Origin of the sequence: Pandoraea commovens, from assembly GCF_024704525.1 — a bacterium.
Classification (GTDB): domain Bacteria; phylum Pseudomonadota; class Gammaproteobacteria; order Burkholderiales; family Burkholderiaceae; genus Pandoraea; species Pandoraea commovens.
Genome location: NZ_CP102780.1, coordinates 2,764,031 through 2,788,722 on the forward strand (window position 1 = coordinate 2,764,031; position 24,692 = coordinate 2,788,722).

20 protein-coding genes are annotated in these 24,692 nt (G+C 63.8%); 13 read left to right on the forward strand and 7 right to left on the reverse strand.

Annotated features, from left to right (window positions below; translation table 11 throughout):
* Positions 1–51 precede the first annotated feature (51 nt).
* The 4 genes from acuI to NTU39_RS12770 form a co-directional block, all read right to left on the reverse strand.
* Positions 52–1,038 carry an acrylyl-CoA reductase (NADPH) gene (gene acuI, locus NTU39_RS12755; RefSeq protein WP_257959947.1) on the reverse strand — a complete coding sequence of 329 codons (987 nt, stop codon included), beginning with the start codon at positions 1,036–1,038 and terminating at the stop codon, positions 52–54.
* A gap of 90 nt (positions 1,039–1,128) precedes the next feature.
* Positions 1,129–2,241 carry an NAD(P)H-dependent flavin oxidoreductase gene (locus NTU39_RS12760; RefSeq protein ID WP_257959948.1) on the reverse strand — a complete coding sequence of 371 codons (1,113 nt, stop codon included), beginning with the start codon at positions 2,239–2,241 and terminating at the stop codon, positions 1,129–1,131.
* Positions 2,242–2,255: 14 nt separating this feature from the next.
* The gene (locus NTU39_RS12765) at positions 2,256–3,389 is read right to left on the reverse strand and encodes an NAD(P)H-dependent flavin oxidoreductase (protein ID WP_150662496.1); all 1,134 of its coding nucleotides are present in this window, start codon (positions 3,387–3,389) and stop codon (positions 2,256–2,258) included.
* Positions 3,390–3,589: 200 nt separating this feature from the next.
* Complete coding sequence (locus tag NTU39_RS12770) at positions 3,590–4,702, reverse strand: site-specific integrase (RefSeq protein WP_150662497.1); 1,113 nt, start codon at positions 4,700–4,702, stop codon at positions 3,590–3,592.
* Positions 4,703–4,851: 149 nt separating this feature from the next.
* Here NTU39_RS12770 and NTU39_RS12775 point away from each other — a divergent pair, with 149 nt between their 5' ends.
* The gene (locus NTU39_RS12775; RefSeq protein WP_257959949.1) at positions 4,852–5,892 is read left to right on the forward strand and encodes a DNA-binding protein; all 1,041 of its coding nucleotides are present in this window, start codon (positions 4,852–4,854) and stop codon (positions 5,890–5,892) included.
* Positions 5,893–5,910: 18 nt separating this feature from the next.
* Here NTU39_RS12775 and NTU39_RS12780 read toward each other — a convergent pair whose 3' ends face one another.
* Positions 5,911–7,452, reverse strand: a complete 1,542-nt coding sequence (locus NTU39_RS12780) for an efflux transporter outer membrane subunit (protein WP_257959950.1) — start codon at positions 7,450–7,452, stop codon at positions 5,911–5,913.
* A 131-nt stretch (positions 7,453–7,583) separates the two neighbouring features.
* Between NTU39_RS12780 and NTU39_RS12785 the strand changes: the two genes are divergently transcribed.
* From NTU39_RS12785 to NTU39_RS12795, 3 genes are all read left to right on the forward strand, one after another.
* Positions 7,584–8,729, forward strand: a complete 1,146-nt coding sequence (locus NTU39_RS12785) for an HlyD family secretion protein (protein WP_257959951.1) — start codon at positions 7,584–7,586, stop codon at positions 8,727–8,729.
* Positions 8,730–8,875: 146 nt separating this feature from the next.
* The gene (locus NTU39_RS12790) at positions 8,876–10,420 is read left to right on the forward strand and encodes a DHA2 family efflux MFS transporter permease subunit (protein WP_150663421.1); all 1,545 of its coding nucleotides are present in this window, start codon (positions 8,876–8,878) and stop codon (positions 10,418–10,420) included.
* Between the two features lie 221 nt (positions 10,421–10,641).
* Positions 10,642–11,202, forward strand: a complete 561-nt coding sequence (locus NTU39_RS12795; RefSeq protein ID WP_257959952.1) for a winged helix-turn-helix transcriptional regulator — start codon at positions 10,642–10,644, stop codon at positions 11,200–11,202.
* Between the two features lie 25 nt (positions 11,203–11,227).
* Here NTU39_RS12795 and NTU39_RS12800 read toward each other — a convergent pair whose 3' ends face one another.
* Positions 11,228–13,348 (reverse strand): putative bifunctional diguanylate cyclase/phosphodiesterase, encoded by a 2,121-nt coding sequence (locus NTU39_RS12800; protein ID WP_150662502.1) that lies wholly within the window; start codon positions 13,346–13,348, stop codon positions 11,228–11,230.
* A 295-nt stretch (positions 13,349–13,643) separates the two neighbouring features.
* On the opposite strand from NTU39_RS12800, the gene NTU39_RS12805 reads away from it, so the two are divergent.
* The 9 genes from NTU39_RS12805 to NTU39_RS12845 all read left to right on the forward strand — a co-directional run bounded on the left by NTU39_RS12805 (position 13,644) and on the right by NTU39_RS12845 (position 23,295).
* The gene (locus NTU39_RS12805; protein WP_257959953.1) at positions 13,644–15,368 is read left to right on the forward strand and encodes a mechanosensitive ion channel family protein; all 1,725 of its coding nucleotides are present in this window, start codon (positions 13,644–13,646) and stop codon (positions 15,366–15,368) included.
* Positions 15,369–15,480: 112 nt separating this feature from the next.
* The gene (locus tag NTU39_RS12810; RefSeq protein WP_373275401.1) at positions 15,481–16,890 is read left to right on the forward strand and encodes a DUF2252 domain-containing protein; all 1,410 of its coding nucleotides are present in this window, start codon (positions 15,481–15,483) and stop codon (positions 16,888–16,890) included.
* A gap of 19 nt (positions 16,891–16,909) precedes the next feature.
* Entirely contained in the window at positions 16,910–18,460 is a 1,551-nt protein-coding gene (locus tag NTU39_RS12815) for a GGDEF domain-containing protein (RefSeq protein ID WP_257959954.1), read from the forward strand.
* Positions 18,461–18,792: 332 nt separating this feature from the next.
* Positions 18,793–19,743, forward strand: a complete 951-nt coding sequence (locus tag NTU39_RS12820; RefSeq protein WP_257959955.1) for a BON domain-containing protein — start codon at positions 18,793–18,795, stop codon at positions 19,741–19,743.
* A 229-nt stretch (positions 19,744–19,972) separates the two neighbouring features.
* A complete protein-coding gene (locus tag NTU39_RS12825; protein ID WP_257959956.1) occupies positions 19,973–20,335 on the forward strand; it encodes a BON domain-containing protein in 363 nt (120 codons plus the stop codon).
* A 165-nt stretch (positions 20,336–20,500) separates the two neighbouring features.
* The gene (locus NTU39_RS12830) at positions 20,501–20,941 is read left to right on the forward strand and encodes a PRC-barrel domain-containing protein (protein WP_150573993.1); all 441 of its coding nucleotides are present in this window, start codon (positions 20,501–20,503) and stop codon (positions 20,939–20,941) included.
* Between the two features lie 345 nt (positions 20,942–21,286).
* Positions 21,287–21,442: a DUF3309 family protein gene (locus tag NTU39_RS12835; RefSeq protein ID WP_257959957.1), complete on the forward strand. Its 156-nt coding sequence runs from the start codon at positions 21,287–21,289 to the stop codon at positions 21,440–21,442.
* Positions 21,443–21,471: 29 nt separating this feature from the next.
* Positions 21,472–21,708: a ChaB family protein gene (locus tag NTU39_RS12840; RefSeq protein WP_150662508.1), complete on the forward strand. Its 237-nt coding sequence runs from the start codon at positions 21,472–21,474 to the stop codon at positions 21,706–21,708.
* Between the two features lie 372 nt (positions 21,709–22,080).
* Positions 22,081–23,295 carry an MFS transporter gene (locus tag NTU39_RS12845; protein ID WP_150662509.1) on the forward strand — a complete coding sequence of 405 codons (1,215 nt, stop codon included), beginning with the start codon at positions 22,081–22,083 and terminating at the stop codon, positions 23,293–23,295.
* Here NTU39_RS12845 and NTU39_RS12850 read toward each other — a convergent pair.
* Positions 23,193–24,623 (reverse strand): MATE family efflux transporter, encoded by a 1,431-nt coding sequence (locus tag NTU39_RS12850; RefSeq protein WP_257959958.1) that lies wholly within the window; start codon positions 24,621–24,623, stop codon positions 23,193–23,195. The two genes, NTU39_RS12845 and NTU39_RS12850, sit on opposite strands and share 103 nt — an antisense overlap.
* Between the last annotated feature and the right edge of the window lie 69 nt (positions 24,624–24,692).

The window sequence follows — 24,692 nt, forward strand, 5'->3', positions numbered from 1 at the left end:
TCAGTTTGAAGGGCAGCCAGTTGGCTGCCCTTTGTCGTTGCGGCGGAGAGATCAGCGATTCACATTCACGACCACGCGGCCGTGGATCTCGCCTTTGACGATGCGTTGACCGATGGCGATGGCGTCCGCAAGGCTGACGTCATGGGAAATGCCGCCGAGCTTTTGCGGTTCGAGATCGCGCGCAAGCCGTTGCCACGCTTCCTCGCGCAACTCGCGCGGCGCCATCACGCTGTCGATACCGTGTAACGTCACACCGCGAAGAATGAACGGCGCCATGTTGGCCGGAAAGTCCATGCCTTGCGCGAGACCACATGCCGTCGCGACACCGCCATAACGCAATTGTGCGATGGCATTGACCAGCGTGTGCGAGCCGACGGAATCGACCACCGCCGCCCAACGTTCCTTCTGCATCGGCTTACCCGGGTCCGACAACAGACGACGGTCGATGACCTCTGAGGCGCCGAGTGCCTGCAAATACTCCGTCTCATGCAATTTGCCGGTGGACGCCACGACGCGATAGCCGAGCGAGCTGAGGAGCGCGATGGCCACCGACCCGACCCCGCCCGAAGCGCCTGTCACGAGCACATCGCCGTGATGCGGCAGCACACCGCCGCGCTCAAGTGCCATGACCGAGAGCATAGCCGTGTAGCCCGCCGTGCCGATGATCATGGCGTCGCGCGGAGTGAAGCGTTCGGGCAACCGCACGAGCCAGTCGCCGCGCAGTCGGGCCTTCTGTGCGAGACATCCCCAGTGTGTTTCACCCACACCGTAGCCATTGAGCACCACACGATCCCCCTTGCGCCACGAGGGGTGCGACGATTCGAGCACAGTGCCTGCCCCATCGATGCCAGCGACCATCGGCCACGAGCGTACGACGGGCGCTTTGCCGGTGATGGCGAGGCCGTCCTTGTAATTGATGGTCGAGTAATCGACGGCGACGAGTACGTCGCCATCGGCAGGCAGTGCATCGTCTTGCAGTTCGGTCACCTGAGCGTGGGTGACACCGTCCGACTGCGTCAACAGGATTGCATTGAACATGCCTTGAAGTCTCCGAAGCGGGTGGGCTGTGGGGCAGGCGCAAGCGACGGTCCTCACCGGATGCGAGACAACCGTCGCTACGAAGTTGCGTCAGCCAGAGATGGCCTCTGCGATGGCGTCGCGTGTTTCTCGCGTGAGAAAGTCGATTAGTTCCGCTGCGGGAAGTGCACGCGCAAGCGGTGCCGCCTGACCGGCCCATTGTGCCGCATAGCCGCTTTCCTTGTGTGCCTTTGCGGCCGCGTTGAGCGTTTTGCCCGCGTCGTAGGTGATGGGATAGTCCGGAATGGCGGGCCGTCCGGGCACTTGCTCCAATGCCCAGAAGCGATTGGCGAGTCCGCGTGCCGGGCGTCCCGAGATGGCGCGAATGAGCGCCGTGCGCGGTGGATGTCCGCTGAGCAGCGCGTCTCGATAAGCCGCGTCGGCACCCGACTCCGGGCAGGTGACGAACGCCGTTCCCATTTGGGCCGCTTGCGCACCGAGGGCGAGGACGGCGGCGATGCCTGCTCCATCCATAATGCCGCCCGCTGCAATCACTGGCAGCGACGTGCGTGCCACCAGCCGCCGCACCAGCGCGAAGGTGCCGAGTTGCTCGTCTTCGCTCGCCCGGCGGTCGCCTTCGTCGTTGAAGCGTCCGCGATGCCCACCGGCTTCCCAGCCCTGCGCCACGATAGCGTCGATACCCGCAGCTTCGATGGCATCGGCCTCCGCTTCATTCGTGGCTGAAGCGAAGAGCACGATGCCTGCGGTCTTCAATGCGTCGATCCAGTCCTGCGACGGAAGGCCGAAATGAAAGCTCACGACAGCCGGGCGCTCCTCGAGGAACATCTGATACATCGCGACGTCTTCGACAAAGCTCAGGTATATCTCGCGCAGCGCTTCCGGCGGCGTTGCGTCATAGCGCGCGAATTCCGGTGCGAGATAGGCAAGCCATGCGGCTTCGCGCGCGGCGTCGGCTTGCGCGGGCACGTGCGTGAAGACATTGACGTTGAACGGACGGGAGGTCAGCGCGCGGGTTTGGCGGATCACATCGCGCGCGGCGCTGGCATCCATATTGCCGACGGCGAGCGAGCCGAGCCCGCCCGCGTTGGAGACGGCCGCGACAATCGCCGGTGTCGATGCAACAGCCATCGGTGCCTGAATGATCGGCGTCGTCATACCGAGACGTTGAGTGATGCGGGTCGAGGCGGACACTTTCGTAGTCATGGTCTGGCCCCGTCTCAGAAGCTGGCGGCGAGATCGCGCAGCGCGTCGAACGTCTCGTGCACTTCTGCGCGCAGCACGCCCACGAGCTCACTGGCTGGCATCGCACGCGCGAGCGGTGCGGCCTGACCGGCCCATTGTGCGGCGTAGTCGCTGTTGCCCTTGGCCTTGGCTGCGGCGTTGATGGCCTTTCCTGCGTCGTACGTCACAGGATAGGCAGGCAAGTCAGGACGCTCGGCGGTTTGTTCAAGCGCATAGAGCCGGTTGACGAAGCCGCGAGCGGGGCGTCCGGAGATGGCGCGAATGAGGGCGGTGCGCGGCGGATTCGGGCCGGTGAGTCGTTCCCGGTAAGCAGCGTCGGCCGACGATTCCGGGCATGCGACGAAGGCCGTGCCGAGTTGTGCGGCCTGCGCGCCGAGCGCGAGCACCGCAGCGATACCCGCGCCGTCCATGATGCCGCCAGCGGCGATCACGGGAACGGACGTGTGCGTCACGATCAACCGCACGAGGGCGAGGGTGCCGAGCTGCTCGTCGTCGGTCGGCACGCGGTCGCCGAGATCTTCGAAGCGTCCGCGATGGCCACCGGCCTCATATCCCTGCGCGACGATGGCGTCCACACCGGCCGCTTCGATGGCGCGCGCTTCGTTGAGGTTCGTCGCCGTGGCGAACAGCATGATGCCAGCGGCGTGCAGCGCGTCGATCTTCTCTTGCGACGGCAAACCGAAATGGAAGCTGACGACGGCCGGACGCTCTTCGAGCAGCATCGCGTACATCGCGTCGTCGGCGACAAAGCTCTTGTAAATCTCGCTGAGCGTGGCGGGCGGCGTGGCGTCGAAGCGTGCGAATTCCGGCGCCAGATAGGCAAGCCAGGCGGCATCGCGCGCGGCGTCGAGTTTGGCCGGTGCGTGGCAGAACACGTTGACGTTGAACGGTTTGCGCGTGAGGGCGCGCGTCTCGTGAATGGCTTTACGAGCCGCTTCCGCATTTACCGCCGCTACGCCAATGGAGCCGAGCCCGCCTGCGTTGGAGACGGCAGCCGCAAGCGCCGGTGTGGACGTGCCCGCCATCGGTGCCTGAATGATTGGCGTGAGCAGGCCGAGTCGCTCGATGAGCGCGCGATTACGGGATTGGGAAGCGAGGGAGCTAGGCATGACGATCTGCACCTAAGAGTGTTCAATGGGGGGGAACAGCGGCAGTCACAGCAGGCGGTATGTTCACTATGGCATACGCCTATGGCGACAAAAGATACCACTGAAATGCATCTTTATGCCAGCCACCTTTGGTGCTGTCGGGGCATCTTGCGGTGGTGCTCGGGAGTCAAGGCGATAACTGAGCATCGCTCACGTAATGCCTATTCTTGCGCGCCGTCGTCGGCGCCCATCAGATCGGCGGCACGCGAGCGTTGCATGTCTGCCCGACGGAAGTATCCGACAACGGTGGCCACGCTGGTGTGTCCGGTCATCGACATCGTTTCCGCCAGTGGCACTTGCTGAAGTGCCGCTTCCGTCACGAAGCCTGCGCGCAACGAGTGCGCAGAGAAATCGCCGTCGAGGCCTGCCAGTGCGCAGCGGTCGCGCACGATATCGCGCACTGCGGCCTCCGAAAGCGCTTCTCCGATATGGCCCCCGCGCCGCACACGCCGGAAGATCGGACCGTCTTCGATGCCGGACGCCGCCAGCCAGTCGGTGAGCGCGGCGGCGGCTGCACCCGTCACCGGCTTTTCATTCTCCGGACGGTCGGCCCCTTGCTGGTTCGTCTTCGACCAGCCCAGCGTATAGACGTAATGTTCCGGTCCGCTGCGTCGCACGTTCTCGCACGTTGCGCGAACGACTTCGGAGCGTCGGCGTCCGCCGCTCGCCCATGCAAAGAGCAGTAATGCCCGGTCACGCTTGCCGCGCAGCGTGTCGTCGCAGGTGGCCAGCAGCGCGCGCAACGGTTCGCGGGTGAGGGCATCTTTCTTGGCGGTCCGCACGCCGCGTTTCGCATAGGCGCGACGTGTCTTCGCGAGCAACTCCCTTACCGCCGGTTCCGCACAGGGATTAGGCAGATCGCGCGACGTATGCAGCTTGGCGATGACGCTCATCCGGTGAAGCAGCGTCGCGAGCGCGGGCGGACCGGCGCGCGCTTTGAGCCCTTGTGCGACCAGCGCCGCATCGAGTACCTCGGGCATCTCCGTCGTCAGCCCATGCTTGCCCTGACGCTGTGCGTGATCGACGACGAACTGCACGATCACGGCGGCCGATAGCGGCGGGATCAGCGGCGCACCGTAGCGCAACCGATACCAACCCATCCAGTAACGCATGGCCGACTGATAACTCTGACGCGTATTTGCCGAGTCGCCTTCATGAACGAGCGCCTGTGCGGCTTCCCGGGCATCGGCATCCAGTGTTGCCGGGTTCAGCGGCGCGGGGAGGTGGGAGGCGTCCACGATTTTCACGATATCGCCAGCGTTGCTTTTGCGCATTGAATCGCCTTGAAACGTAATTATCCTACCGAACATATGAATTCATATGTAATATGTAGTAAATATAACGTATGTCATAAATAAATATCGATAATCTTCCATTATCGTGACTTATTTGGCAATGCCGTCGATTTCAAGGAGTGTTCGCGATGACTGCGTCCCAAACCCCCAAATCCGTCACGCTCGCACCGTCGCCTCGACAGGGCGGTCGCGGCATTTCCGAGCACGACGTGTGGACGGCCGCCGACACGTTATTGATGTCGGGGCAGCGTCCGACGATTGAGCGGATTCGCCAGCAATTGGGGCGCGGATCGCCGAACACCGTAAGTCCGTATCTGGATGCGTGGTTTGCGGGATTGGGGGCGCGTCTGAACGGTGGGGGCGGTGCCAATGGCGGTTTAGCGAGTTTGCCGGACGGTGTGCCAATGCCGGAGCCGGTGGCCCGCGCTGCATTGGATTTGTGGGCGTTGGCGATCCACGAAGCCCGCACGGCGCTGGCCGAGGAGGCTGCTGTACAGCGAGCGGCGCTCGATGCGCGGGCGGCCGAATTGGCGGCAGATCGCGAAGCGCTGGAGCAAGCCCGCGCCGTGTTGCACGAGCGGATTGCTTCGGCGGAGACGGCGGCGGCGGATGCGCGTCAGGCGCGCGATGAAGCGCAGGCACAGGCACGTCGTGCCGAAGCGTTGCTCATCGATGCGCAGGCGGATGCCGTTGCCTCACGTCAGTCGCTTGCCTCGGCACGCGACGCGGCGCAAGCGATGCAGGAGGCGCATGCCTCGCATCGTGCGGACTGGGATGCCGAGCGGTCGAAGCTTGCGGAGCGTGCCGATGCCAACGAGCGCCGATTGATGCTGGAGCTGGATGCGGCGCGCGAATCCATCAAGTCGTTGCAGCATGAGCGCAAGCAGGCGCAACGTCAAATGCAGGAGGCTGAGGCGAGTCTCGCGACGATGACCGAAGCGCAGCACGAAATGCGCTCGGCCAAAGCGTTGCAGGATGCAGTGATCGCCCGACTGCGCGAGCAGGTCAGTACGCAGGAAGCATTGGCCTCGACTTATCAGTCGATGTTGGCGGCACCGGCGGTGTCGGGTTCGGTTGCTGGACGCGGCATGACGCAGGGCGTCAAGCGGCGTCTGAGCAGCGCCGTCGCGCCGACGGCTTCAGTGTTGCGTCGGGCGCGACGTCCTTGATCGGTGTGACGCCGACGTTCACTTCACCTGCGCCAGTGTCGGCGCATCTGCCTCCCATCCACCGCCGAGCGCGCGGAACGTCGCAACGGCCGCCCGCGCGTTGTCTGCCTGTGCACGGGCATCGGCGTCACGCACTGTCAATAACTGGCGGTCGGCGTCGAGCACTTCGTAAAGACTGACGGTCCCGCCCGTGTACGCCTCCTGCGCGCTGTCGCGCGCGCGTGTCTGTGCGTCGACGGCGCTCGCCAGATCCTTGCGTTGCTGCTCCAATTCCACCAGTGTGACGATGGCGTTTTCGACATCTTCCGTGGCGTGCAGCATCGACAGCCGGTACTCCGCTAAAGCTTGTGCATTTGCACCGCGCGCCTGCGCGACTTCGGCGTCGATGCGTCCGAAATCGAACAGGCGCCAGCGCAGGCCCAGCGCGGCGAGCGGCTGGAACGTTGCGACGCTCGGTACGCGTGCGCCAGCGAGCGTGTCGAATCCCAGCACCCCCGAGAGCGACAGCTTGGGGTAATACTCCGCGAGCGATACGCCAATCCGTTCGTTCGACGCCGCCAGTTTGCGTTCGGCGGCGATGACATCCGGTCGGCGTCGCAGCAAATCGGTGGGGGCGCTGGCGTCACCGATAGCGGGAATCGTCAGCGCACGCGCCTTCAGGTCGTCATCCTGCGTTGCCACGCTCATGCGTCGTGCATACGTTCCCGGTGCGGCGCCCATCAGCACATCGAGCCGATTGAGTTGCGTCTCGCGCTCGATACGCAGCGGCGGCAGCGTCGTGTGTGCTTGTGCCAGCAACGCTTCCGATTGCGCCAGTTCGCGCGCCGTCGCCAGGCCATCCTTCAGCCGTAATCGGACGATTTCCATCAACCGGGCGTCTGTGTCGATCTGGTCCTGCGCAATGGCCAGTCGCCGCTGGGCGGCCCTGACGCGGAAATAGGCATCGGCGGCTTCGGCCACGATGCTCACACGCACGCCGTCACGCTGTGCTTGCGCCGCCTGTGCCAACGCACCTGCGGCCTGCGCCGAGCGTTGCAGTCCACCAAACAGATCCAGTTCCCAGCTTGCGCCCGCGCCGATGTCGTAGATCGTCATGTTGCGGTTGTAGCCGGGGAGGTTGCGCGCCACGACACCAAGCGGGCTTTCCAGCGACTGGTGCTCGCGCGTCACGCTGCCGTCCAGTGTGAGCGAGGGCAGTCGTTGCGCCCCGGCCGCACGCGCTTGCGCCCGGGCCTGTTCGACGCGTGCCATGGCGGCCTGCAAATCGAGGTTCTGGGCGAGCGCCTGTTCGACGATCTCCGTCAGTACCGGGTCACGAAAGCTCGTCCACCAGCGATCCAATGCCACGCTGTTTTCTGGCGGCGTGCCCGCCAGCCCGTGTCTCGCATCGCGTTGCGCAAGGGCTGCGCTGCCCTGGAAATGCGTCGGCAAATCGGCCTTCGGTGCGACGTAATCGGGGCCGACGGCGCACCCGGCCATCGCGCTGACAGATAGCGCCAGTAAGGCATTGCGCAGAATCGACGGGGTAACGCCGGACACCGAGAGCAGGGTTGCATTCATGGAATTTAACGAGTTACTTGCAAGATGATAGTTGCAACTCTATACTCACTTCCATTATGAAAGCAACCCCCGGGTTGCGATTTCCCGTTCTCTGTCTCATCACCGCCTTAAGCGCGAAGAAGGATCGACCCATGACATCCCCAAGCACTCCCGCCCAACACGCCAGCCAACCGGACGGTCCCTCTGAGAAGCGCAAGTTCCCGCGCCGCTTCGCCATGCGTGGCGCGACTGTCGTCGCGGCGATTGCGGTGCTCGGCTACGGGACTTACTGGTGGACGACGGCGCGCTATCTCGAATCGACGGACGATGCCTATGTGGGTGGCGACGTCACCGTGCTCGGCCCCAAAGTGCCGGGGTACATCGCAGAAGTCCTGGTGACGGATAACCAGACGGTGCATGCGGGCGACGTGCTGGTGCGGCTGGACGACCGCGATTACCGGGCCGCGTTGGCAAAGGCCGAAGGGGCTGTTGCCGCGCAACAGGCGCTGATAGCGAATCTCGATGCGACGACGAAGTTGCAGGCGGCGGTCATTGCACAGGCGCGCGCCAGTGTGGTGGCGGTGACCGCCGACGCGCGGCGCGCACACGATGATCAAGTGCGCTATCAGGATCTCGTCGCCAAGGCGGCGGTGTCGGTGCAGAGTGCGCAGAAGGCGGACGCCGATTACAAGCAGATTGCCGCGAATCGCGAGCGGGCGGAGGCGGGGGCTGTGGCAGCCGAGCGTCAACTGGACGTGATCGCCACGCAGAAGCAGCAGGCGCAGGCGGCACTGGCACAGGCCGTTGCCGAGCGCGACATCGCCAAACTCAACGTCGAATACACGGTGCTGCGCGCGCCGGTCGACGGCACGATCGGTAACCGCCGGGCGCGTCCGGGCGCGTATGCACAGGCGGGCACGCAACTGCTGGCCGTCGTGCCCGCGCACGGTCTTTGGGTTGACGCGAACTTCAAGGAGGGGCAGGTGGCGCATCTGCGTCCCGGCATGCCGGTGAAGATCGAGGCAGACGTGTTGCCCGGTCGCGTCTTCCACGGTCGCGTGGCGAGTCTTGCCCCTGCGACGGGCGCGCAATTCAGCGTGTTGCCGCCGGAAAACGCGACGGGCAACTTCACCAAGATCGTGCAGCGCGTGCCGGTGCGGGTGCAGCTTGACGATGCGGACGCACGTCTGGGGACGCTGCGCCCCGGCCTCTCGGTGACGGCCGAGGTGGATGCGCGTGGCGATGGCAGTGGCGACAAGTCGTCGGCCCCGGCACCCGCCAAGGTAGCCGCACGATGAGCGCCGCGAACTCGGGGGCAGCGCAACCGCTACCTGCCAGTGGTGACAGCGGCGGATCGCCGGGTCACTCCGCGAACGACGAACGACCGCGATTGACGGCGGCACCGGCACCGGCAGCGGCGGGTGGCGGCTTCTCGGTCGACGCCATGTCGACGCCCGCCAAGATCATTGCCTTCGGCACGATGGTCGTCGGCATGTTTATCGCGTTGCTCGACATTCAGATCGTGTCGGCATCGTTGCGCGATATCGGCGGTGGGCTCTCGGCGGGTGCGGACGAAACGGCCTGGGTGCAGACCAGCTACCTGATTGCCGAGATCATCGTGATCCCGCTCTCGGGCTGGCTGTCTCGCGTGATGTCGACGCGCTGGATCTTTGCTGCTTCGGCGGCGGGCTTTACCGTGGCGAGCTTGCTGTGCGGCGCCGCGTGGAACATCCAGAGCATGATCGCGTTCCGTGCGCTGCAAGGGTTTCTCGGCGGTTCGATGATTCCACTGGTCTTCACCACGGCGTTCGCCTTCTTCAGTGGGCCGCAGCGCGTGGTAGCAGCGGCGGTAATCGGCGGTCTCTCGTCACTCGCGCCGACACTCGGGCCGACCATCGGCGGGTGGATCACGGATAACTACTCGTGGCACTGGCTGTTTTTCATCAACATCGTGCCGGGCATCTTCGTGACGGTAATGGTGCCGCTGATGGTGCGCATCGACCGGCCCGACTTCTCGCTGCTGCGTGGTGCGGACTACCTCGGCATGGTCCTGATGGCGGTCAGCCTTGGGTGTCTCGAATACACGCTGGAAGAGGGGCCGCGCTGGGACTGGTTCGGTGACGACACCATCCGTGCGACGGCATGGCTCGCGGGGCTGTGCGGCGTGGCGTTCATCTGGCGCAGTCTGGTGTATTCGCAGCCGATTGTGGATCTGCGAGCGCTCAAGCAGAGGAACTTCGCGCTCGGGTGCTTCTTCTCGTTTGCAACGGGCATCGGCATCTTCGCGACGATTTACCTCACGCCGCTGTTTCTTGGGCGCGTGCGTGGATTTTCGGCGTTCGAGATCGGGATGGCTGTGTTCTCCACGGGTGTCTTCCAGTTGTTGTCGATTCCTATCTACGCAATGTTGGCCAACCGGATCGATTTGCGCATCTTGATGATGCTCGGAATTGGCGGTTTTGCCTTGTCGATGTGGCAGTTCGCGCCCATCACGCATGATTGGGGATCGTTGCAACTGATGCTTCCGCAGGCGCTGCGCGGTGCGTCGCAACAATTCGCGGTGGCGCCGATTGTCACGCTGACGCTGGGCAGCCTTCCGCCTGCACGATTGCGTCTGGCGTCGGGGCTTTTCAATCTGATGCGCAACCTCGGCGGCGCTATCGGGATTGCCGTCTGCACGACCGTCCTTAACGACCGGACGAATCTGCATTTCTTCCGGCTGGCCGAGCACATGGGTGAGGGCAATCCGGCGGTCGGTCAGTGGCTGGCGAGCGTGGGCGCCCGGCTGGGCGCGACTGGACTGGATGTGGTCGATGCGCAGACGGCGGCGCTTCGTCAACTTTGGCTGCTGACGTTGCGTGAAGCGCAGACGATTACGTTCGGCGACATCTTCGGCGGGTTGGGGTTGATCTTCCTGGGCGTGACGCTAATGGTGCCGCTCATGCGACGGGTTGCACCGCCCAAAGCGCCGAGCGCAGATGCGCATTGAGGATATCGGTCAGAGAATTCACTTCAAACTATTTGCGTTGTAAATCGTTCGTAAGTTATTGATTTTAAATGATGTGTGGCGATAGCGCCTCGTTGTTAAAGTGAAATGTGAAGTGCTCGAGGCACGAGCGGCTTGCCCGCCGGTGTCGACGCGCTTATGCTCACTTGCATGGTAATAGGCAGCACTGTCGTCATCGACGGCGCTGAACAGGAGGAATCCTTATGCAACGAAAGACATTCCGCGACATGCAGTGCCCCATCGCCCGCAGCCTTGAGCGCGTGGGCGAATGGTGGAGCATTCTGATCTTGCGCGAGGCAGGCTACGGCACCACGCGCTTCGACGATTTTCAGCGTCGTCTGGATATCGCGCCGAACATGCTGACCCGACGTCTGCATGCGTTGGTGGAAGAAGGCTTGCTTGCGCGTCGTCAGTACTGCGACCGCCCGCCGCGCTTCGAATATGTGCTCACCGACGCCGGTCGGGATTTCCGTCCGGTGCTGTGGGCCTTGCTCGCGTGGGGCAACCGTCACTTTGCGCCGGAAGGCATTGCGGCTCAGTTGGTGGACCGGGAGACAGGGCAAGTGGTCGAGCCAGTCGTGGTCGATGCGGTGACGGGGGTGCGTCTGGACCCGAAGCGACACGTGCCGACCGCAGGGCCGGTGGCGACCGAGAGCATGCGTGCGCGCCTGGCGCGCGCCGCGGCGTTTGCGACGGGACAGCCTGTGGCGGACGCAGAAGGAAAAGCGGAAGTCGGTTCTGAGGAAGCGGCGGCTGATCGTTGATTTTGCTTGGTATTGTGATGGCGGCTCACGCCATCATGGGGGCGCCGGGGATGCCCGGAAGCGACGCAAGCAGGCGCGCAAAGGCGTCACCGGTGAGCGGTTTGCCCAGCAGGAAGCCTTGCAACTCGTCGCAATCGAGTGTCTTCAGTGCCTCGCGTTGGGAAGCCGTCTCGACGCCTTCGGCAACCACGTCCATGTCGAGCGAGTGCGCCAGCGCAATGATCGCAGACACCACGGCACTGCCTTCGCGTCCACAAGTATCCAGTCCGTTGGTGAAGAAGCGGTCCATCTTCAGTTGCTTGACGCGGAAGCGTTGCAAGTACGCCAGACTCGAATAGCCCGTCCCAAAATCGTCGATTGCCACCTCGAAACCGTGATCCTGGAAGGCGCGGATCACATCGATCGTGTGCTGTGCATCGAACATCGCCACCGTCTCCGTAATCTCGAACATCAGGCGCGTGCAAGCGATGCCAGCGTCCTGCACGATTTCCACGATGTTCTCTACGAGTTGCGACTGCGCCATCTGGCGCGGCGACAGATTGATCGCAACCTTCACCGGCGGCAACCCGGCGGCATCCCACTCCTTGATGTGCTTGCAGGTGGCACGCACCACCCAGTAACCGATCTGCACGATCTGACCCGTGCGCTCGGCGACCGGGATGAAGTCGGCCGGCTGCAACTCGCCGAAGGTCGGGTGTGTGAGGCGTAGCAGGGCCTCGGCACCTGCCAGCGCCTCCGTGTCGCCGCGATACTTCGGCTGAAAATGCAGCGAAAAGTACTGTTCGCTCTCGGCGTCGTGCAGCGCTTGCTGGATCTCCCAGGTGCGCTGGGCTGCCGCGTTCATGCGCGGCTCGAAGTACCGGAAGATGCCCCGGCCCGCGCGCTTGGCTTCGTACATGGCGGTGTCGGCGTGCTTGAGCAGCAGGTCGATGCTGTCGCCGTCGTCCGGGAAGAGTGCCACGCCAATGCTGGGCATGACGTGCAGCGACTGGGAGCCGACCTTCAGGCCGTCTCGCATGTCGTCGAGCAGTCGCTGCGCCACGCGTCCCGCAACTTCGGGTGACGACAGCGAACCGAGCAGCACCACGAACTCGTCGCCGCCCAGTCGGGCCACTACGTCGTCGCCGTTCACGTTCTTGCGCAGTCGCTTGGCGAAGGCGCGCAGCACGTCGTCGCCCACGTTATGGCCCAGCGAATCGTTAATCGTCTTGAAGCCGTCCAGATCCATGAACAGCACCGCAAACCGGCGCTGGTCGCGACGCGAGTTGATCAGCATGCGCGCGGCGGCGTCATGCAGGGCGCGGCGGTTAGGCAGATCCGTCAGCGCGTCGTACGTCGCCATGCGGGCGATCTGGGTGTTCAGTTGCAGGACGGAGTTGGCCAGGAAGCTCGTGCGTGCATCCAGACGGGAGACGAGCAGGGTGGTGACCAGAATCAGGAAGGTGAACAGGCTCACGGTCGTGACCAGCCACGGCGAACTCACGCCGTTGGCGGCGCCACAGACGGCGCCTGCGGCGAACGTGGCGGCCGACATGCCCGTGTAGTGCATCGCCGTGATGGCGAGCCCCATGACGATGGCGGCGCCCACGCGCTTGGCCATGACAAAGCGCAGGCTGCCGTCGCGCAACGTCCGGGCGATCCACAACGCCGCCGTGGCGGCCGCAATGGCAATGGCGATCGACGCGGCGAAGAGCAACGGATCGTAGCTGATGTCCGGGTCCATCTTCATGGCGGCCATGCCTGAGTAATGCATGGCGGCGATGCCGATGCCCAGCGTGACGCCCGCGCATCCGAGGCGCCACCGAGTGAAGCGTTCGCTGGCGACGAGCCAGAGCGCCGCCCATGAAATCGCGATTGCAATACCGAGCGACGCCGCCGTGATGGCCGGGTCGTAACCGAGCGCAAGCGTGGCTTTCGAGTCGAGCGGCGACCACGAAGGTGACAGCGACAGGGCGAGCATGCCGATGAAGTGCATCGACCAGATGCCGATGCCCATGGCGGTCGCGCCCACGGCAAGCCACGCGTGGCGCATGCCACGGTGGGTCATAAGATAGATGCGACCTGAGAGGTCGAGCGCCGTGAACGACGCCAGTACTGCCACTGCGAGCGATAGCGCAACAAGCCAACCACTGTACGAACTGGACATATGAAAACCGACCGAAAAGTCCCGCTTAACTGGTTATCGGCACGCATCGCCAATAGTTGAGGATTGCGGTGGAATATTTCCGAGAATCTGGGAACCTGCGACTGCCCACATCCCGCGCGCGCGTCTTCGCGCCTGCGGCGTCGATGCTCGACAGTGCCGATGCCATAGTGAATAATCCGTCCATACCCGCCCGCGCGGGGCGAAATACAGCAGCCCTAGATTTTGCCTGATTTCCTTGGGATTTCCTCTCACTGAGTGCAATCTTGGTGGCCAACGTGCCCGCAGGAGCCGTGATATGCGCATTCGCATGGGGCTGTTGCAAGTGCTGGTGGTAGTTGGAATAGCCGTCGCGCCGTTCACGGCTGCGGTATCAGCGACATCTGCGGTTGCCGCTTCGCCGGAGGCCTCTTCGGGGGCTGCGGCCGCATCCGCCAACGCCCCGAGCGACGGGGCCGAGCTTCGCTTCATGGACCGGCCGGTCGCCACGTTCCGTGGCACGCTGGGTGGCGCAACCCCCGAAGTGCGGGTGGCTCGGGCGCAGGCGGTACTCGACAGTCTGCCCGGGCGCGCCTTCGATTTGCCTGTCGACGTGCTGCACGCATCGCTCGGCGGCGTGTCCGGCGTGGCGTTTCGCGTGCGCGACCGAATCCTCTTTGCACTCACGACCGACGACCTCGCGCCGGGCGACCCGCGTCCGTTCGACGCCGTCGTAGCCGAGGTGCAGACGAATCTTCAGGCGGCCTTCGCCGCGCGACGCGAGCAGCTTCACTGGCCGACAATTTTGCGCGGCATCGCGCTCAGTGCGCTCGGTGCCGTGGTGCTGGCGATGTTCGTGATCGGCATCGGGCGCATGCGGACTCGACTTGAGACCCGCCTTCAGACCGCCTTCGAAAAGCGTGTCCTGCAACGCACGGCCCGCACCTTCGACTGGACAGGGTCGGCCGTCCACCTTGTGCACCAGATCGTGCAGATCGGGGCCGTATGTCTCGCGCTGGCCGTCGCTTACCTCTACCTCATCTTCGTGCTGATGCAGTTCCCGGCCAGTCAGCCGCTGGCCGGTCGCCTGTCGGACTTCCTGTGGACGCTTGTCGACCGTTTCGGCATCGGGGTGGCCGCTGCCATCCCGGGCGTCCTCACCGTCATCGTGATCTTTCTTCTCACGCGCGCGTTGCAGAGCCTCGTCAACAATGTCTTCGACGCGGTGCAAAGCGGACGTCTGTCCATTCCCGGCATGCACCCCGAGACCGCCGGTGCAACACGGCGGTTGGTCTCGGTTGTGGTCTGGGGGCTGGCGCTGACATTTGCCTACCCCTACATGCCGGGCGCGCAGAGCGACGTCTTCAAAGGTCTGTCGGTCCTGCTCGGTCTGATGGTGACGCTGGGATCGAGCGGCATTGTGAATCAGTTGATGAGCGGGATGGTCGTGATCTACAGCCGCTCGCTGAAGAAGGGCGATCTCGTGTCGATCGGCGACGCTACCGGTGTGGTCATCGGCGTCGATGCGCTTTCGGTCAAGCTGCGCAATCTCGCACAGGAAGAGCTGACCATCCCGAACGCCGTCGTCGTGGCGTCCACGGTGCGCAACTTCACGACGCAGGGGCGTGGACACGGCATCGCGATCAGCACGACGCTGACCATTGGCTACGACACGCCGTGGCGCCAGGTGCACGCCATGCTGATCGAAGCGGCGACGCAGACGTCGCAAATCGCCGCTGAGCCCGCGCCGTATGTGTTGCAGCGGGCGCTGTCGGACTTCTACGTCGAGTACGAAGTCTTCGGCACCTTGCGCGATCCATCCACGCGCTTTGCCGCGATCTCTGCGCTTCACGAAAACATTCAGGACGTCTTCAACCGTTACGGCGTGCAAATCATGTCGCCGCACTTCGAAGAGCAACCGCATTCGCCGCTGACGATCCGGCCGGAACACTGGTATCCGATCCCGGCGCGTGCGCCCGTGGATGCGGGCGGTGTGCCGTCGACATCCGCGCCATCGCCGACATCACCGACATCACAAGAATAAGGAGCTGGTCATGACCGCTAAATCGTTGACGAAAAAGGCAAGTGCCGCGAAAGCGACCCCAGCCGCTCCGACCGCAGTGCCTGTCGCACCTACCGCAACCTCACAGCCGACGGTGCCTAGCGTGCCATTCGAGGCTCGCGTCGCAGCGGGGCGGCAGCTTCGCGAAAAGACGCCCCGCAGCAGCCATTCGCATCTCGGTAACACCGACCGCGATATCGTGGAACTGTTGCGAACGAGCAGCGACGGGCGGGTGGCGGCGCTCGTACCGCTGCGTTACGGCCGGATGCTCGCGTCGCCGTTTGCGTTCTATCGCGGCAGTGCGATTATCCAGGCGCACGATCTGGCAGGTACGCCGAACACCGGGCTCACCCTGCAGATCTGCGGGGACTGCCATTTGGCGAACTTCGGCGGCTTCGCCACCCCGGAGCGGACGTTGATATTCGATCTGAACGATTTCGACGAAACTGCGCCCGGTCCGTGGGAGTGGGATCTGAAGCGGCTGTGCGCGAGTCTGGTGCTAGCCGCACGGCAGTTCGGCTTCGGCGACACGCTGGGTGTCGAGATGGTGCGCGCCGCCGTGGACAGCTACGCCCGACGGTTGGACGAGTACGCTCACATGCCGACCATTGAACTCTGGCACGAGCAGATCACCTTTGAGCGCATGATCGATCTGGCCAGGACCGATCGTGTGCGTGAGGGCGTCAAGCGCGGCATCGCCCGGGCGTCCGGCCGCACCCACGAGAACGTCCTGCCGAAGTTCGCGCAGCAGGTCGGCGATCACTGGCAGATTCGCGACGCGCCGCCCACGGTGTTCCACGTCCACGGCACGACTACGCTTTTCGGTCCGGAAGACGACTGGCTGGGTCTGGGCGACTGGCGTACCTTGTTCGCCCCCGTCTATAAGAGTTACGCCAATTCGCTCCCGCCCGATCGTGCCCGAATGCTTGATAGCTATACGCAGCAGGACCTGGCCTTCAAAGTTGTGGGCGTCGGCAGCGTCGGTACGCGTTGTCTGGTGTTGCTGATGATGGATACCCACGAGCAGCCGCTGTTCCTCCAGTTCAAGGAGGCTTCTCGCTCGGTCGTCTCTCGCTTCTTCCGCAGTGCCACGCCCAAGCATGACGGGCGTCGTGTCGTGGAGGGGCAGCGCCTCATGCAGGCGGCCTCCGATGCCTTCCTCGGCTGGGGTTCGGGACCGTTCGGTCGCAGTATCTATGGCCGCCAGCTGCGCGACATGAAGATATCCGCGCAGTTCGAGTTGTTCCGGGCCGACGGCTTCCGCGAATACGCCGGTCTGTGTGGCTGGGTGCTGGCCCGCGCGCATGCCAAAGCGGGGGGATGCGCGCCCGAACTCGTGGGCTATGTCGGCAAGGGGATTCGTCTGGGCGAGGCGATGATTCATTACGCGACGGACTACGCCGATCAGGTCGAGCGGGACTATGAGGTGTTCCGCAAGGCGTGTCGAGACGGGCGGCTCGAAGCCCGCACCGACGCGGATATGGCCGCCGACTTTATGGCCTGAACAAGGAGCGCATTGAAGTATGCCGCTGCATCGGTTGCAGGCCCGGATTGTCGTCGCGTTGGAAACGGCGGTGCGCTGGGTGGCGCGCACGCCGACGCTCATCGTCTGGAGCGGCGTCGGGATCTCCATTCTCGTCATGGTGGTGGCCGTGGCGTTGCTCTACGAGGGTCGACTGCTGGTACTCGCCCGTGCGGCCGACAATCAGCGCAACATCGCTGAAGTGATGGAGCGGGATCTGGAGCTCAACTTCCAGCTATACGAGGCTTCCCTCGATGCGGTCGTTAAGTTGCTGGCGCGTCCCGACGTCGAGGCCATGGCACCCGCACTTCGCCGTGAGCTGATCTTCGAGCGGGCGGGCGCGTCGCGTTACATTGGGTCGCTCGTCGTGCTCGACGCCAAGGGAAACATCGCTATCGACGCGGAGAGCACTGTGCCGCGGCCGTTTAACTTTGCCGATCGGGATTACTTCAGCGTTCATCGCGCTGGTTCGAACGCCGGACTATACGTGAGCGGCTTCATCCACTCGCGCCTTCGCAACAACGCGCCGACCATGGTGCTCAGCCGACGCCTCTCGCGCGCGGACGGCTCGTTCGCCGGGGTCGTGTCGCTGGCCGTGGATATCGAATACTTCCGTCATTTGTTCGACCACATCGAGGTCGGGCGCGAGGGGGTGATTCTCCTGCTTGGGAAGGACGGCGCAATTCTCATGCGCAAACCGTACGACGAAAGCGTGATCGGGCTGACGATGGCGCAGACCGGCCGCTACGAGTCGCTGCCGCCGGGGCGTGACGATCAGCGTATCTATCCCATTCGCTTTCTGGGACGCGACAGCCTGATGTCCCGGCGTTTCCTCAGTAATGCGCCGCTCACGCTGATCATCGTGACGTCCAGCGACGAGACGCTCGCCCCGTGGCGAAAGCGGGTGTTCGAGTTCGGCGGACTGTTCCTGCTGCTCAACGCGGGGTTCGTGCTGACGTCGCTACTCCTCGCCGCCCAGTTGCGGCGACGCCTGCGGGCCGAGCGGGAATTGCGGCTTCTGGCGCGTACCGACGGTCTGACCGGCCTCTCGAACCGCCGCTCGCTCGACAAGATCCTTGCCATGGAATGGCGGCGCATGCGCCGTGCCGGTCATTCGCTGGCCGTCGCCTTCATCGACATCGACTGGTTCAAACGCTACAACGATACGCACGGGCACCAAGCGGGTGACGCTGCACTTGCTGCGGTCGCCAGCGCCATCGGGGCGGCGTTGCAACGCCCGTCGGATGCTGCCGGGCGTTACGGCGGAGAGGAATTCATTGCCGTGCTACCGGACACCGATGCACCGGGCGCTCAGCGCGTGGCGGAGGGAATCCGGCTCGCGGTCGACCGGCTCAATCTCGACCACGCGTCGAGCGACTTCGGTCATGTGACGGTGAGCATCGGTGTGGCTTGCCGACAGCCACAGGCCGGGGAATCCGTCGACATGCTCGTCAAAGCGGCCGACCGCGCGCTCTATCGTGCCAAGGCCACCGGCCGCAATCGCGTGATCGTCGCTTCCGAAGACGATGCGGTGGCGGCGTTGGAATCGTAAGTCCGTCCACCTCGGGCTGGTCGTCTCCATCTCTTCGTAGGAATTGTCTGATTCCGCACCTGCCACGGGTGCGGATCGGCGCTGCACGGCCCGCATTTTCTCCCGAATCTCTCGTTCTTCAAGAGGATCAAAAGACGGCTGTAAGTCTTTGATCCTGTGGCGATTATTTTCGCCTCGACGTATTGATGTGCGCGCCCTATACGTTTTGCCAGCGCCCGCCTACACGTCTTTCAGATTCCGCCGATTCGCTGAATGAAACTCCCTCTCTACAATCGATTTCAACAGGTCCGGTGCGAGTTGCAACAGCACGGATAGCAGTCAAGGAGTCAGTCATGGCGAAGCGTAACCCCCCATCGCCAACACCGCCCAGCAAGACTGACAAGCGTGGGTTGGCGGGCGAAGGAACGCAGGACGGCACGCAGTACCCGTCGGAGCATGAGCAACACGCACTGACGCATGAAGACGGTGATGCCGAGACGCATGGTGCGCCGATGTCGACGTCAGACGACGCGGACTCGCCGCAGCCTCACGAGGCCCGGCAGTCCGTAGCGCGTGACGAACAAACGGCGCAAGCGGGTAAGCAAAGCCAGCCGGAATGGTTGGGTGCGTCGTCGCCGAAGCGCGCGAAGTCCAAAGGTGACGCGCAGACATCGACAAGTGCGGCGGGCGGTCACGGGTATGCCCCGGAGATCGCTCACGGCGAGGAGAGCGGTTACGGCCCGGCGGATGCAGCGCCGGGCGCGCATCCGCGATTCGGACGGCAAAGCGCCTATGGCCCGCACGACGACTATGCCGGTACGGGACGGGATGCCTCCGGATCGGTGCCGCCGGTAAGAAGTCCGTCGCAGTCGCAACGGGTCGACTGGCCGGAAGGCACGGTTGGCGTCGACCCGATGGATGTCGCGGATGCGGTGAAGCGCAATGCGAAGGCCAGCAACGTCAAGGATATCGAGGGCGAAGCCGGACAGGCAGCAGGGAGTCGGGGCCGTAGCGGTGGGCGTGTAGACGAGAGTGGAGACGTTAGGGCCGATGGCGCGGTACACGATGCGATTCGAAAGTCGTTGTCCGGTGCCGTCGACCTCGACGTCTCCCACGTCGAAGTGACCGTGACGTCAGGCCTCGTACTGCTGACGGGGTATGTGCCCGAACGGTGGATGCAACACGTCGTGCAGACGGAAGTGGAGAAGGTCGACGGCGTAAAGGGCGTCGACAACCGGTTGCACGAGCGGCGTATGAAAGCGATGAGCCGCCCGGGCGAGAGCCAGGAAGGCCACAAGATTTAGCGCGGACAAACGAATAAAGGACACACCGGCATCCGAGGTGCAGCGATACAGGCAAAGCACTGAAGACGTCGGCCAAGAGGCAAGACCGGGCATCTCCGGGCGAGGGGATGTATCACCTAAGACTCGGTCGTCGGATGGGCGCCGCACGCTCGACGTGCAGGAGGTGACGCCCAAAGGCAATGCGACGCAATGCCAACGATGCGACGGCCAATTTCGGGAGGTCAACACAATGAAACAAGCCAATCTGCTCAAACTCATCATGGTGGGTGCACTTGCTACCACGGGCATCGCAGCCCACGCGCTCGATCAGGGCGGGATCATCAAGATTGCCGACAACGCGACCGCCAGCGGCGTGATGAGCGATACCGGCCGCAAGATCGACGATTCGGCGCTGACCGCCAAGGTCAAGGCCGAGCTGCTCGCCAAGAAGGATGTGCCGTCGACCAAGGTCCACGTCACAACGCGCCACGGTGTGGTGCATCTGACGGGTTCGGTGCCCGAGTCGGCACAGAAGACCCTCGTCGAGGATACGGTCAAGGGCGTAGACGGCGTGGTCGATGTCAAGAACGACATCAAGGTATCCGCCAAGTAAGCGCCAGTCATTGCAGGACGTTGCGGCGACACACGACAAGCGTCGCCGCAACGTAAAAGAGACCGCACTCTCGCCCTGTCGAAGTCGCCTTATTGGGATGACGCTGTGAGTTGTCCGCCGTTGTTCTGAAATGCGCGCCTCGACTTCATTAGCGAAGGAGGAATCATGACTATGCAATCCGGCCGGGGTCAGACGCCCCAAACCAGTCAATCAGGCGCTCGCATCGTGGGCGCATCGCACAAGCTGCCCGACGGGCCGGGCCCGTCCGTAATGGCGGCCGATACGCTCGACGCGGAAGACGTTGTGAACACCGCAGGCGAGAGCCTGGGGAAGGTCAAGCACATCATGCTCGACGTCCAGCGCGGCACCGTGGCTTACGCCGTGTTGTCCTTTGGCGGGTTCCTCGGCATGGGCGACAAGCTGTTCGCCATTCCGTGGCACGCCTTGCAGCTCGACGTGGAGAACAAGCGTTTCATCCTGAACATCGACAAAGAGGCCCTCAAGAAGGCGCCGGGGTTCGACAAGGATCACTGGCCGAGTATGGCCGACATGCATTGGGCCGAGCAGGTGCATACGTATTACACCGTCGACCCGTATTGGCATTAAGCCGTACGAGTCCTTGCTCATGCCGAGCCTTAATCATGTTCGCTGGCTGACGCAGGCCCCCCGACTGGACGGGCATTTGCCTGAGCCGTACGACCCGGGCAACCCGCCGGGTAAACCACCGAGGACGCCGCCGGGGACACCGCCGCCGAAGTCGCCCCCTGATGAGGACGAACCGACGCCGATGCCCCCGCCCGACCGGCCGCTCGATCCGCCGGTAGAAGAACCCCCGCTGCGCCCGCCCGGCAAGTATGTCGAGCGATCGCCCGGTTGGGACGGGGCGGGGTGCTGATCGCCCGGATGACCGGCAGGTAACGGTCGTCGTCAGATCGGCAAGGGAGGAAAGTCATGCTTGGCACCATCTTGTTGATTGTTCTGGTTTTGTTGTTGGTCGGTGCATTACCCGCGTGGCCGCATAGCCGGGGATGGGGTTACTACCCGTCCGGCGGTCTTGGACTGATCGTTCTGATTGTGGTGTTGCTCGTGGTGATGGGGCATATCTGACGATTAGCCCCATTCAAGGAGGACTCGTCATGCCGTATCGACAGACTCACGATTTACCGGCAAGCGTGAAAGACAACTTGCCGGCGCACGCTCAGGAGATCTATCTCAAGGCGTTCAATTCGGCCTGGGATGAGTACAAGGATCCTGGCGAGCGGCGCGGACATGAATCGCGTGAAGAGACGGCGCACAAAGTGGCATGGAGCGCCGTGAAACAGACTTATGAAAAGGATGACAAGTCCGGGAAGTGGCATTCGAAGCATCACTGAGCACTGACCGGTTGTTCCGGGGAGTGATATGAAGCGCTGCGCAGTGGCATCCATGCAGCGCGCGCGATGTGTCACTCCCCGTTGACCCCCAATACGACTGCATCCGGTTCCCGCAACCGGAGCGCATTCGTAGCTTGCCGGCCCACCCACTGGGCCGGCTTTTTTTTGCGCCGTGCACGCGTGTGCATACGTGGCGGGATGTTTCTTGAGAAATGTTCGTTGCCGGTCATATTGCAGTGCGGCAGGTGCGTGCAAACAATGGGCTATTTGCCCGTATTTGTGACGTTTTGATGATGTTGCAACGCCGCAGTGAGTCTGCACACTTTGACGGCTTCGCGTAAAATCCACGCTTGCTGTCATCTCCGAATCCCAATGAGTTCCCCCCAAATCCTCCCCGTCGAGGCGACTGAAACGTTGCCCCCGTCGTCCATTCCTGTCTGGCTTTCGTTCGTGGCGCTCGCCATGGGCGGCTTCGGTATCGGGACCGGCGAGTTCGTCATCATGGGCCTGTTGCCCGACGTTGCCAAAGGTCTGGACATCACCATTCCTCAGGCGGGTCACGCGATCAGCACCTATGCGCTGGGTGTCGTGATCGGTGCGCCATTGCTCGCGGTGCTTGGCGTGCGTCTGCCGCGTCGCGCGTTTCTCATCGCCCTGATGGCGATGTTCGCTATTGGCAATTTCGCAAGTGCGCTGGCCCCGGGCTATCTCTCGCTGATCGTGTTGCGCTTCCTCAGCGGTCTGCCGCATGGCACCTATTTCGGTGTGGCGGCGCTCGTCGGGGCGTCGCTTGTGCCGCCGCATCGCCGCGTGCATGCCGTCGGACAAGTCATGCTGGGACTCACGCTCGCGACACTCTTCGGTGTGCCGATTGCCGCAGGCCTCGGCCAATGGCTGGGCTGGCGTGCGGCGTTCGTGATGGTGGGTGTGATCGGCACGCTGACGGCCTTGCTCGTGTGGCGCTGGGTGCCGGACGCGCCCGCGCCGCATGGTGCAAGTCCGCTGCGTGAGCTCAATGCGCTGCGCAACTCACAGGTCTGGCTCACGCTGGGCATCGGGGCCATCGGCTTCGGCGGTATGTTTGCCGTCTTCAGCTATATCAAGCCGACGCTCATGCAAGTCGCCGGTGTGCCTGAGTCGTGGGTGCCGTTCTATCTCGCGCTGTTCGGCGTGGGGATGGTCGGTGGCACGATCATCGGCCCGCGTCTGGTGGCGGCGGCCACGTTGATGCGCGCCATTGGCGGCACGCTGATCTGGTCGGCGTTGTTGCTCGTGGCCTTCACGTTCACGTCGTCGAGCCCCTGGCTGGCGGGGGTGAACGTGCTGGCGATCGGCACGATCATCATCATTGGCCCGGCATTGCAGATTCGTCTGATGGACGTGGCAGGCGAGGCGCAAACACTGGCGGCGGCGCTGAATCATTCGGCCTTCAATATGGCCAACGCCGCCGGCGCATGGCTCGGCGGCGTGGCGATCACTGCGGGTTACGGCTGGACGTCGACCGGTTGGGTCGGTGCTTTGCTTTCCTGCGCCGGAATGGTCATGTTCTTCTGGGCGCGGCACGATGCTCGCCGGAAGGCCCGGTAACACAAGCCCTGCATCGTCAGCATGGCGATGAACGCGAGCGGATACGCCCACCAGATGCCGGTGAGTCCGGCGATCCGCTCGAACATCCACGCGGCGGGCACTTCGATGCCCAACAGCCCGATCATGCCGAGTAGCGTCGGCACCCATACGCGGCCACTCGCGCGCATCGCGCCTGTCATCACCGCTGTGGTTCCCATCACCAGCACACTCCAGGCGACGATGTAGAGCAGGTGCGTCGCGAGCGATAGCACGTCGGGATCGGTCAGGAAGCCGCGAAGGATCGTCGGCGCGATCAGATAGATCACCACGATCAGGCTGCCAGTCAGTCCGAGATTGCACAACAGACCGGTGCGCACGATAGCGCCGATGCGCTCACCGCGTCCTGCGCCGATGGCATGGGCGCACAGGATCGACGCCGTAATGCCCAGCGTCATCACCGGCATCTGCAACCAGCTCATCACCTGCGTGACCGCGCCGTAAGCGGCGGTAGCATTCGCGCCGTGCCGATTGACCATGCTCAGCAGCACCATTTCGGCAATCGCCATCGTTAGCATCTGAATCGCTGCGGGTACGCCGATGTGGAGGATGCCGCGCGCCAACGTCGGGTTCCATCGAATCGCGCGCCACAGATCGGCGTCCGGTGCCAGCGGATGACCCTTGCGTCGCCAGTGGAAAGCCATCCAGAGCAGGGCGACGGTGAACGCGATCATCGTCGACGCCACGGCACTCGCCACACCCAGTGCCGGGAATGGTCCCCAGCCATAGATGAACGCCGGTGTCAGTCCGAGCGACAGCAGCGTTGCGATCAGTAGCGCGATGAGGGGAGACACCGCGTCGCCTGTGCCCCGGCTCATCGACGTCGTCAGCCACAACGTAAAGATGACGGGCATGCCGATGAGCATCCACCGGGCGTATAGCGTCGCCGCGTCGAACACGGGCTCGGGGGTGCCGAATACGCGCATCAGCGGTGTCGCGAACAAGCCGCCCAGCACGCTGATCACGACGCCCGCGCCGAACATCATCACGAGCGCCGTGCCTGCAATGTTGCGCACGAGCGCACGATTCTGCGCGCCCCACGCCCGACCGATCATGACGGTTGCGCCCGCGGACAGACCGATCACGATGGCCAGCAAAAAGAAGAAGACGGGAAAGAAGGCGGAGACGGACGCAATCGCGTCGGTACCGATCAGGTGCCCGAGGTAGATGCCGTCGGCGGTGCCTGCAATGGACTGGAGCGCGTTGGTCAGCATCATCGGCACGGCGATGAGAAGCCAGGTTTTCCAGAGCGGCCTGGGTGGCTGCGGTGGTGTGGAGGGTTGTTGCGTCATGGTTCGTTTTCCTTGGTGAGAACGCAAACGTCGGACGGGACACGTCGGACAAGGACGTCGGAAGGGGGA

Excerpts from the sequence above, each read along its gene's own strand:
- NTU39_RS12830 (WP_150573993.1), top strand. The coding sequence starts at position 20,501 with ATGACTATGCAATCCGGCCGGGGTCAGACGCCCCAAACCAGTCAATCA.
- NTU39_RS12805 (WP_257959953.1), top strand. The coding sequence starts at position 13,644 with ATGCGCATTCGCATGGGGCTGTTGCAAGTGCTGGTGGTAGTTGGAATA.
- NTU39_RS12790 (WP_150663421.1), top strand. The coding sequence starts at position 8,876 with ATGTCGACGCCCGCCAAGATCATTGCCTTCGGCACGATGGTCGTCGGC.
- NTU39_RS12800 (WP_150662502.1), bottom strand. The coding sequence starts at position 13,348 with ATGTCCAGTTCGTACAGTGGTTGGCTTGTTGCGCTATCGCTCGCAGTG.
- NTU39_RS12765 (WP_150662496.1), bottom strand. The coding sequence starts at position 3,389 with ATGCCTAGCTCCCTCGCTTCCCAATCCCGTAATCGCGCGCTCATCGAG.
- NTU39_RS12840 (WP_150662508.1), top strand. The coding sequence starts at position 21,472 with ATGCCGTATCGACAGACTCACGATTTACCGGCAAGCGTGAAAGACAAC.
- NTU39_RS12850 (WP_257959958.1), bottom strand. The coding sequence starts at position 24,623 with ATGACGCAACAACCCTCCACACCACCGCAGCCACCCAGGCCGCTCTGG.
- NTU39_RS12825 (WP_257959956.1), top strand. The coding sequence starts at position 19,973 with ATGAAACAAGCCAATCTGCTCAAACTCATCATGGTGGGTGCACTTGCT.
- NTU39_RS12835 (WP_257959957.1), top strand. The coding sequence starts at position 21,287 with ATGCTTGGCACCATCTTGTTGATTGTTCTGGTTTTGTTGTTGGTCGGT.
- NTU39_RS12815 (WP_257959954.1), top strand. The coding sequence starts at position 16,910 with ATGCCGCTGCATCGGTTGCAGGCCCGGATTGTCGTCGCGTTGGAAACG.
- NTU39_RS12770 (WP_150662497.1), bottom strand. The coding sequence starts at position 4,702 with ATGCGCAAAAGCAACGCTGGCGATATCGTGAAAATCGTGGACGCCTCC.
- NTU39_RS12785 (WP_257959951.1), top strand. The coding sequence starts at position 7,584 with ATGACATCCCCAAGCACTCCCGCCCAACACGCCAGCCAACCGGACGGT.
- NTU39_RS12760 (WP_257959948.1), bottom strand. The coding sequence starts at position 2,241 with ATGACTACGAAAGTGTCCGCCTCGACCCGCATCACTCAACGTCTCGGT.
- NTU39_RS12820 (WP_257959955.1), top strand. The coding sequence starts at position 18,793 with ATGGCGAAGCGTAACCCCCCATCGCCAACACCGCCCAGCAAGACTGAC.
- NTU39_RS12780 (WP_257959950.1), bottom strand. The coding sequence starts at position 7,452 with ATGAATGCAACCCTGCTCTCGGTGTCCGGCGTTACCCCGTCGATTCTG.
- NTU39_RS12795 (WP_257959952.1), top strand. The coding sequence starts at position 10,642 with ATGCAACGAAAGACATTCCGCGACATGCAGTGCCCCATCGCCCGCAGC.
- NTU39_RS12775 (WP_257959949.1), top strand. The coding sequence starts at position 4,852 with ATGACTGCGTCCCAAACCCCCAAATCCGTCACGCTCGCACCGTCGCCT.
- acuI (WP_257959947.1), bottom strand. The coding sequence starts at position 1,038 with ATGTTCAATGCAATCCTGTTGACGCAGTCGGACGGTGTCACCCACGCT.
- NTU39_RS12845 (WP_150662509.1), top strand. The coding sequence starts at position 22,081 with ATGAGTTCCCCCCAAATCCTCCCCGTCGAGGCGACTGAAACGTTGCCC.